Below are 9,392 nucleotides of genomic sequence, written 5' to 3'. Positions count from 1 at the left end.
GGACTTGGCTGCGGCGGCCCGATCTGCTCGACGCGATCGAGCTGGATCAACGACAACAGGCACTCCTGACCGAATTCGTCGCCGAATATGCCGAGCGCGTACCGCGACCGTAATAAATCGTCGGCAATGCGATTTCGGGGGTCCCACGGCGGCATTCTTTCCGGTATAATTCGCCGTCCTTGAACGCCCACCCACGGCTGACACCCAGGATTCAGAGGCAGGCCATGAGCAACATCATCGATGAATTGGAAGCCGAGCAGAAGAGCGGCAAGAACATCCCGGATTTTTCCGCCGGCGATACCGTGGTGGTCCAGGTGCGCGTGGTCGAAGGCGAGCGCGAGCGTCTGCAGGCGTTTGAGGGCGTGGTCATCGCCAAGCGCAACCGCGGCCTGAACTCGGCCTTCACGGTGCGCAAGGTTTCGCACGGCGAGGGCGTCGAGCGCGTGTTCCAGACCTTCTCGCCCGGGATCGCCGAAATCAAGGTGCTGCGTCGTGGTGATGTGCGCCGTGCCAAGCTGTACTACCTGCGCGAGCGCAGCGGCAAGTCGGCGCGTATCCGCGAAAAGCTGTAACCCGCGCCGCGATACCGCGGCTGATGAAAAAGGCGCCCGGAGAACCCGAAGGCGCCTTTTTTGTTGCCGTTAGGCAGGATGGTATCTATAGCATTTGCACTTTTTAGCGAACAGTCGTAACCGTTTTCTGGCAAAAGAACACAGCCTGAACATCCGCTGGAAAGCTGATTTGACGCTCATTCAATCTGCGTAAATCTGCGTTCATCTGCGGATAAATAACTTCAAAAAGGTGGAAACTGTTCTAGGACGAAGCGTTCGAATCCGACGCAGCCTGCGGCAGTAGGCGCGATACGCCGACCATGCGCTGCGACCAGCGCCCGCCGTCGAGCGCGACCCGGCGCACGCCGCCGCCCTTGGCCTGGCCGCCCGGGAGAGCGAGCACGGCGACCTGGGTATCGATGATGACGCCCACCGTGAGCCGGCCGCGCCCATCGGGGCTGTCGACCCGAAAGAAGACGAGATCGCCGGGTTCGGCGGCCGCCAACGGGATCGGCCGCCCCGCATGCAGTTGCTCGCCCAGACTGCGTGGCAACGGGCGGCCGTTCTGGCGATAGGCGTAATAGGCCAACCCCGAGTCGTCGAACCGGCGCGGCCCGGCCATGTGGTCGCCGTACGCGTCGCCGACCTGCGCCAGCGCCACGGAGGCGACGGTCTGACGCGCCGGCGTGGTCTGTTCCAGCGCTTTCTCGATGCTCTCGGTTTGCGGGGCGGTGCTGCAGGCCGACAGCGCCGCGGTACATGCCAGCGCCAAGCCTATGGCCGGGTCGACAGCCGGGCGCGACCGGCCGGATGTTCGGGTCATTCGTTTCATGCCGTCATGATGCCGTAAGCGCGGGCCATCGACCAGATCACCATCAGATCGGGGCCCGCGCGTTCGATCAGACCGCGCGATGCGCGACCTGGCTCTCGACATGTTCCTCGCGCGGCGTTTCGTCCTCGGTGAGGGCATCCAGATATTTCTCGGCGTCGAGCGCGGCCATGCAGCCGGTGCCGGCGGAGGTCACGGCCTGCCGGTAGACATGATCCATCACGTCGCCGGCGGCGAAGACGCCGGGCTTGCTGGTAGCCGTGGCATTGCCCTGGGTGCCGCTTTGCACCTTGATATAGCCGCCTTCCATGTCGAGCTGACCGGCGAATATATCGGTGTTGGGCTTGTGGCCGATGGCGATGAAGATGCCATCGACGTCGAGTTCCCGGGTTTCGCCGCTCTGCTTGTGACGAATCCGGCCGCCGGTCACGCCCATTTCGTCGCCCAGCACCTCGTCGAGTTCATGATCCCAGACGATGCTGACATTGCCGTTGGCGGCCTTGTCGAACAGTTTGTCCGCCAGAATCTTCTCGCCGCGGAATTTGTCGCGTCGGTGCACGACGGTGACGTGCGCGGCTAGATTCGACAGATACAGCGCTTCTTCGAGTGCGGTGTTGCCGCCGCCGATCACGGCCACGTTCTTGTTGCGGTAGAAGAATCCGTCGCAGGTCGCGCAGGCGGAGATGCCGCGCCCCATGAAGTTCATTTCCGATTCCAGGCCGAGATAGCGGGCGGTCGCGCCGGTCGAGACGATCAGCGCGTCGCAGGTGTAGACGCCCGAGTCGCCTTCCAGTCGATAGGGCGGCGCCGACAAATCGGTGGTATGGATCTGGTCGTGAATCATGCGGGTATTGAAGCGCTCGGCGTGCTGTTTCATGCGCTCCATCAGGCCCGGGCCTTGCAGCCCCTCGACGTCGCCCGGCCAATTGTCGACATCGGTCGTGGTCATGAGCTGGCCGCCTTGTTCGATACCGGTGATCATGACCGGTTCCAGATTCGCACGCGCGGCATAGACCGCCGCGGTGTAACCGGCGGGGCCTGAGCCCAGAATGATCAGACGATGATGCTCGGCACCGGTATGACCCATAGGATTTGCTCGGATAGGGTATGGATGCGGCTAAACTGCGGCATGTATCGGCCGGATTCAAGTCGCGCGCAGGATGCACGATCGCTACACTGAGCGCTTGGGGCACGAAACGAACAGACCGGGAACCGCGCACGACGCGACGGTCGCATGGGAGACGCTGTGGCTGGCAAACCGTCTTTTTTCCGACGCGTGGTCGGAGGGCTCTGGCGCACTCTGGCGCTGATTTATTCGCTGATTTTCCTTTTCGTCCTGATCGTGATTCCGGTCGCCATCTACATGGCCGTGCACCATCCGGCGCCGCCGGTGCCGTCGCAGGCGGTGCTCGTGGTCGACCCGGTCGGCGATCTGGTCGAACAGGCCGGCGGCGTCGACACCCTGGTACAGAGCGTAGTCTCGAACGAGGCCCGGCCCTCGGTGGTGCGGGATCTGATCCGTGCGTTGGACCAAGCCCGTAACGACGATCGCATCAAGGAAGTCCTGCTCAAGCTGGACGATCTCGACAGCGCCGAGCCCGGCCAGCTGCAGGATCTGGTCGCCGCCATCGACCGCTTCAAACAGTCCGGCAAGCCGGTCGTCGCCTGGTCGGATGCCTACGACGAGGCCCGCTACGAGCTCGCCAGTCACGCCGACAAGATCTATATCGATCCGCTCGGCTATGTGCTGCTGACCGGCTACGGCGTGTATCGCAACTACTACAAGGACGCGCTCGACAAGCTGGGCGTGAAGGTCAACGTGTTTCGCGTAGGCAAATACAAGTCGTATGTGGAACCCTATACGCGCAACAGCATGTCGCCGGCCGCCCGGGCGGACAATCTGGCGTGGCTGAACTCGCTGTGGGGTATTTATAAAAAAACGGTCACGGCCGATCGCGATATCACACCCGCCGATATCGACCGATACATCGACAACTATGCCTCCAATCTGGTCGCCAACGGCGGTAACGCCGCCGCGCTGGCCAAGAAGGCCGGGCTCGTGGACCGGGTCGCCACGCTCGACGACCTGCACAAGCCCTTGATCGCCCAGGTGGGCCGGGACCCGATCAGCGGCAGCTTCAATCAGATCAACCAGAACGACTATCTCGCCAACATCGATCATCGCGGCGGCGCCGGCCAGGGCTCGACCCTGGCGGTGGTAACCGTCGCCGGCGATATCATCAACGGCGAGAGCGTGCCCGGATCGGCCGGCGGCGAAACGATCTCGCGTCTGATCGACGCCGCGCGCCGGGACGATCATGTGGCCGGGCTCGTGCTGCGGGTCGACTCGCCGGGCGGCTCGGTCACCGCCGCCGAGCGCATCAGGCGGTCGGTGGTGGCATTTCGCCAGGCCGGCAAGCCGGTGGTCGTTTCCATGGCCGGCATGGCCGCCTCCGGCGGCTACTGGATCTCGATGAACGCCAACCAGATCTGGGCCGAGCCGTCGACCATCACCGGCTCGATCGGCATCTTCGCGATCGTGCCGACATTCTCCAAGACGCTGAACAAGCTCGGTATTCATTCCGACGGCGTAGGCACGACCAAGCTCTCCGGCGCGATTCGGCTGAGCAAGCCGTTGTCCGAGCCGGTCAAGACGATTTTCCAGGCCGGCGTCGAGCACGGCTACAACCAGTTCATCGGCCATGTCGCGGCCGCCCGCGATATGTCGACCGATGCCGTGAATAGAATCGCCCAGGGGCGGGTTTGGAGCGGGGCGGACGCCCAGCGCATCGGGCTGGTCGACAAGCTGGGCGACGTGACCCGGGCCGAAGCCGCGGCGGCCAAGCTCGCCGGGCTGAATCTCGACAACTATCGACTCCAGCCGATGCAGCCGCCGGCGAGCTGGCGCGGCGCTATGCGGCAGTTCATCGGCAGTCACATATCGGCGTCGCTGGTGCCGTCATGGCTGGCCGCGTCCGTATCTACCGGTGCGGTCGATTTTCTGCGCGGTCTGACCGACCCGCAAGGGCTCTACGCCCGCTGTTTCTGCCGGTTGCGATCGGCTGCCACGCTGGCCGGCACCGCTGAGGTGCGCGACGTTTTATCAATCCGGCATGAAAATACCTTCATGTCGGATTGATAGCGCGAGCACGCAATCGCGTGCTCGCCGCGGCCATCGGCCGCGAAGCGCTTGAAAACAGCTGACATTTCAGCTGTTTTAGGACTAATAAGATAAGGAAGCTTATGAGTGACCCGGTTGGTTAGCGTGCGGCGCCCGCCCGGGCCCGGTCGAGCATGCGCTGCAGGGCCAGCGGACGATTGGTGAAGATCCACGGGATGCCGCGGCCGATCTCGCGCAGCAGTAACCCCCGGCGGCTGATGAAACCGCTGCCGATCAAGCGGTTTTCGCGCCGCGCGGCCTGGATATCGCCGCGGTGAATGAAAATGAACGGCCCGGCGACGCCGCCGCACGCATGCTGTCGGCTCCAAGCCCGGATCGCCTTCCAGTTGGCCTTGGCGACCGCAATATGCGCCGCGGCGGGCAGGTCGGTCAGCGCCTCGAACCGATATGGATCGAGCGAAAGCACATGGTAATCGTCGCACGGCGCCAGCTCATCCAAGCAATCGCGCAGGCGTGCTTCCGCACGCGCCGACCCGCGCGTTTTGAGTTCGATCATCAGGTGCGCGCGATGCGCGTAGCGTTCGATGATTTGTCCGAGGTGCGGCACCTCGGGCGCACGCGCACGCAGCATCGACCAACTGAGCGCATCGACGCGATCGGATCGGCCAAAGACCCGCGCAAGATCGCGGTCGTGGATCACGACCGGTTCGTCGTCCGCGGTATAGCGCACATCGAATTCGATCGTGTGCACGCCGGCGGCGACCACCGGATCGAAAGCCGCGAGCGTATTTTCCTTCGCCCGGACTTCATGGCGCTCGCCGCGGTGCGCCACGATACGCGCGCCCGCGAGCTGGTCGTGCGTCGGCCGCGGGCTTGGCCAGACCGATAAAACGGCTTCGGACAACCACAGCAGGGCGTCTTCGACAAAAATGTGCAAGACAACTCGCGGCAACGGGCCAGCGCGGATTATAGCGGTTCATCCGGGCCGAGCATGGCTGGCGCTCGCGGCAACAGTCCTTTGTGTCCTGCCTCGCAAGTAGCTTTATACTGCGTGGCCTTCTCTGTGCCTGGCGGCGTCCATATACGCTTTGTTAGCGCTCACGCGACTCGCGAATTGCATCAAGTACGTCCAAGGTAGCGGCAGAGGTTTTCATGCCGGATACGTCGAATGGAGATTTGGACTTGCAGCGCTTTGATAGGCGATTTATGAAACAAGCGACCCGTCTCGTTCACGCCGGGCGCAAGCCCGCCGATCACTACGGCATGGTCAATACGCCCGTTTATCATGCCTCGACGGTGCTGTTCGACAGCCTGGCCGACTTCGATGCCTCGCAGGCGGATCCGTTCTCCGGTGTCCACTATGGCCGGCTCGGCACGCCGACCCAGTTCGCCTTCGAGTCCGCGGTTGCCGAAGTCGAAGGCGCGCACGGCGCGGTGAGCACCTGCTCGGGGCTCGCCGCGATCGCGACCGCGCTGCTGGCCGTGGCCGGGGCCGGCGATCATCTGCTGGTCGCCGACAACGTCTACGGGCCGACCCGCAAGTTCTGCGACGGCCTGCTCGCGCGTCTCGGCGTGGAAACCGAATACGTCGATCCGCTGATTTCGGCCGATGAGCTGGATCGGCGTTTTCGCGACAATACGCGCGCGCTGTTTCTCGAAGCGCCCGGATCGTTGACCTTCGAAATTTCGGACGTGCCGGCGCTGGCCGCGGTGGCGCGCGAGCGTGATGTGAGCGTGATCGCCGACAATACCTGGGGAACGCCGATCTATTTCGATGCGTTTGCGCACGGGATCGATCTGTCGGTGCACGCCGCGACGAAGTACATCGTCGGCCACTCCGACGCCATGCTCGGCGTCGTCAACTGTCGGGAGGCGGCGCATTATCGCGCCGTGCGGCATACCTCGATCGCGCTCGGCTACTGCGCCGGGCCGGACGATGTGTATCTCGGCGCGCGCGGGCTGCGTACCTTGGGTCAACGCCTGCCGGTCCACGAAGCTAACGGTCTGGCGCTGGCCAACTGGCTTGCCGAACAGCCGGGGGTGACGCGCGTGCTGCATCCGGCGCGCGCCGATCATCCGCAGCATCATCTGTGGCGACGCGACTTCACCGGCGCCTGCGGCTTGTTCGCGGTCGAGCTCGCACCGGGCGAACGCCGCCAGCTCGCCGCCTTGATCGACGGGCTCGCGTTCTACGGGCTCGGCGCCTCCTGGGGCGGTTACGAATCCCTGGTGCTGCCGGTGGACCCGGCCGGTTCGCGCTCGGCGACGCGCTGGCAGGCGGATGGTCCGCTGCTGCGCATCCACGCCGGGCTCGAGGATATCGCCGACCTGATCGACGACATGGCGGCCGGCCTGGCGCGCTACAGCGCGGCCTGAACTGCGGCGTTTCAGTCCTGTTGCCGTGTGCAACGGCAACAGGCTCTTTCACCAAGCCAATCGCAGACCGGCGAAGACGTGTCGATGGGTCGGCGGGTAGAAATTGCGGAAACCCGCGCGTTTTATTTCCGGTTCGGTATGCCGGCTCGACCCGCGGGCAACATAATGATGGCCGTCGAACCACGGCTTGGAATAGCCGTCGTAGGGAAATGCGGTGAAGCCGGGGTAGGGCTTGAAGGCGTTGTCGCACCATTCCCAGACTTGGCCGGCGGCCGCGATTTTGTCGGCGCGAACGGCCGCTTCCCATTCGTGCTCGGTGGGTAGCCGCGCCTGCGCGTAGCGTGCGAAAGCGCGTGCCTCGTACCAGCCGATGCCGTGCACGGGGGCTTCGGCGAGTGTTGCCGGGTCGCCCCGCCAGGCGATGCGCCAGCCGTTTTCGGCGGGCCGCCAGTGCTGGGGGTGTTCGATCCCGTGACGACAGCGCCACCGCCAACCGTCGTCGTCCCAGAATTCATGTCGATCGTAGCCGCCGGCGTTCATGAAGCCGAGCCATTCGGCGTTGCTCACCGGCGCGCCGGCGATATCGAAGCGCTCGACATCGCGCTCGTGGGTCGGTTTTTCGTTGTCGTAGGCGTCGATCGAATCGGTGCCCAGACGTACGCGCCGGCTCGGTACGCTCACGCGCCGATTGCATACCGGCTCGGCTACATCGAGCGCGGCCGCACCGTCGTCGCTTGCCAGATCGAGCTGCGCGGCGGCCATGCGCATGGTTTCGATGTGTTGGGCGTAATGCTGGCAGATGAAGGCGTGTAGGTAACCGTTTCGGAGAAGATCGTGGTGTTCCGGGGTCGCGTGCGCCCAGTAGCGGTCGTTGATTGCCGCGATTTCGGCGGTCCACCGACGCATTGAGTCCGGCCCCGGCAGGCGCGCGCTACGCGCCTGCTTGTCGCATGCCTCGGGAAAATACAGGCGGCGCCAGCGATCGGTTACTGAGGTGTCGCCGAACACGCGTTCGGCGAGCCAATAATTCTCTACGAAAAAGACATGGCCGACATGCCATAGCAGCGGGCTGAGCTCCGGGCGCGGCTGACGCCGGAGCGCGGCTTCGTCGCGTGCGTCGAGCATCGCCTGCGAGGTTTGGCGCAGGATAGCGAGGCGTGAGTCGGGTTGAGCGGTCATGGATCGAACGCTTTCAGTAAGTTACGCGCGGAGCGTAACAAAGCGTTCCGGAACGACAGCTTGCCAGCCGGGGTCGGTGTCGAAGGCTTCCGATGCGATCACGAAGCCGCCGCGCCAGTTCTCGTGTATGTAGAGTGAAGGCGCCGGCGTATTGAATGCGCTGCGTACCGCGGCCAACTCGCGGCCATCGGTCACGATTATGTTGAGAAGCGCCTTTAGATCGTCATGTTCGGCCAGCCACGCACGGACCAGATCGAGCGTGGCGCGAAGCCGCTCGACAAGACTCCCGCTCTGCTGACGCACTAGGGCGAACAGGTACTCGGAATCGGTATTTCCATTAATGGTTTGTTCTATGGCCGGGTCGAGTTCGGCTCGCACGCGGGCGCGCAGCGTATGCGCGAAATGCTGGATATAGCCGTTGTGGGCGAATATCAAACCGTTGCCGGCGAACGGCTGGGTGTTGGCGTGATCGGTGCCGAGCCCGGGCGTGGCGCTGCGTACGTTGCCGACCCAGAGCGGGCGGCTCAGGCTGCGGCCCAGCGCATCGACGTTGCCGTCGGCCCAGACCGGCAGGGTGTGCCGGTAGATCGCCGGTTGGCCGTCGTCGGCATACCAGCCGACCCCCCAGCCGTCGGCGTTGACGGTGGCGCTGGCCATTTCGCGGGCATCCCACGATTGCCGGGCGAGACTGTGCGGCGGCGCGTCAAGAAAGTCGCGCAGCGGACAGGCGGGGCCGAGGTAGGCGGCGATTCGGCACATGGCGGGCTGGGACGGTGAACGAATCGGCCCATGATAACCTCGGCCGAAGTAATTACACCGCCTGGTTCATGACTCTGAATTCGTCCGATGCGCGGTTGATTCATCACCGCGTCGAAGCGCTGCGTCGCGTCCCCGATCTGGCCGAGGATGTGCGCGCCGGTTTGATCGAGCCGCCGCGCTGGCTGCCACCCAAGTATTTCTACGACGATCGCGGCTCGCAGTTGTTCGAAGCGATCTGCGAGACCCCCGAATATTACCCGACGCGCGCCGAAGCGGCGCTACTGGCCGATACCGCCGAACGGATCGTCCAATGTGTCGCGCCCGGGCATATCGTGGAACTCGGAAGCGGCAACTCGCGCAAGACCCGGCATCTGATCGCCGTCTGCGATCGTCTGGGCGTACACGCCCGCTACTGGCCGTTCGAGGTCAGCTCGCAGATCATGCTCGATTCGGCCAGACAACTGATCGCGGACTACGACTGGCTGCAGGTCGAGGCGATGAGCGGCGACTACACCGCCGGGCTGGCGAACCTGCCGCTGGCCGACGACGGGGGCCGGCGCCTGTTCGTTTTCCTGGG

Annotated in this window: 9 protein-coding genes; 4 read left to right on the top strand and 5 right to left on the bottom strand. The window is 64.4% G+C overall.

Features of this window, described 5'->3' with window-relative positions; translation table 11 throughout:
* The first annotated feature begins 224 nt into the window (after positions 1-224).
* Positions 225-572: a 50S ribosomal protein L19 gene (rplS, locus tag VFJ08_RS01905; RefSeq protein ID WP_324994586.1), complete on the top strand. Its 348-nt coding sequence runs from the start codon at positions 225-227 to the stop codon at positions 570-572.
* A gap of 241 nt (positions 573-813) precedes the next feature.
* Here the strand turns inward: rplS and VFJ08_RS01900 are convergent, their stop codons facing one another.
* Positions 814-1,374, bottom strand: a complete 561-nt coding sequence (locus tag VFJ08_RS01900) for a C40 family peptidase (protein WP_324994584.1) — start codon at positions 1,372-1,374, stop codon at positions 814-816.
* 76 nt (positions 1,375-1,450) lie between these two features.
* Positions 1,451-2,467, bottom strand: coding sequence for a thioredoxin-disulfide reductase (gene trxB / locus VFJ08_RS01895; RefSeq protein ID WP_324994582.1), 1,017 nt, complete (start codon positions 2,465-2,467; stop codon positions 1,451-1,453).
* 159 nt (positions 2,468-2,626) lie between these two features.
* Here trxB and sppA point away from each other — a divergent pair, with 159 nt between their 5' ends.
* Positions 2,627-4,519, top strand: a complete 1,893-nt coding sequence (gene sppA, locus VFJ08_RS01890; protein WP_324994580.1) for a signal peptide peptidase SppA — start codon at positions 2,627-2,629, stop codon at positions 4,517-4,519.
* A 121-nt stretch (positions 4,520-4,640) separates the two neighbouring features.
* On the opposite strand, the gene VFJ08_RS01885 is transcribed toward sppA, so the two are convergent.
* Positions 4,641-5,438, bottom strand: a complete 798-nt coding sequence (locus VFJ08_RS01885; RefSeq protein ID WP_324994579.1) for a glycerophosphodiester phosphodiesterase — start codon at positions 5,436-5,438, stop codon at positions 4,641-4,643.
* 269 nt (positions 5,439-5,707) lie between these two features.
* Here VFJ08_RS01885 and metC point away from each other — a divergent pair, with 269 nt between their 5' ends.
* Entirely contained in the window at positions 5,708-6,877 is a 1,170-nt protein-coding gene (metC, locus tag VFJ08_RS01880; RefSeq protein ID WP_324994577.1) for a cystathionine beta-lyase, read from the top strand.
* 48 nt (positions 6,878-6,925) lie between these two features.
* On the opposite strand, the gene VFJ08_RS01875 is transcribed toward metC, so the two are convergent.
* Together VFJ08_RS01875 and egtC are read right to left on the bottom strand one after the other, a co-directional pair.
* On the bottom strand, positions 6,926-8,056 hold the full coding sequence (locus tag VFJ08_RS01875) for an SUMF1/EgtB/PvdO family nonheme iron enzyme (RefSeq protein WP_324994575.1): 1,131 nt from the start codon (positions 8,054-8,056) through the stop codon (positions 6,926-6,928).
* A 21-nt stretch (positions 8,057-8,077) separates the two neighbouring features.
* The gene (gene egtC / locus VFJ08_RS01870; RefSeq protein ID WP_324994573.1) at positions 8,078-8,815 is read right to left on the bottom strand and encodes an ergothioneine biosynthesis protein EgtC; all 738 of its coding nucleotides are present in this window, start codon (positions 8,813-8,815) and stop codon (positions 8,078-8,080) included.
* Positions 8,816-8,883: 68 nt separating this feature from the next.
* On the opposite strand from egtC, the gene VFJ08_RS01865 reads away from it, so the two are divergent.
* On the top strand, positions 8,884-9,392 hold a 509-nt coding region (locus tag VFJ08_RS01865; protein ID WP_324994572.1), incomplete at its 3' end, for an L-histidine N(alpha)-methyltransferase.

Source organism: Salinisphaera sp., from assembly GCF_035690525.1.
Taxonomy (GTDB): Bacteria; Pseudomonadota; Gammaproteobacteria; order Nevskiales; family Salinisphaeraceae; genus Salinisphaera.
This window is presented reverse-complemented; position numbering and strand designations above follow the sequence as displayed.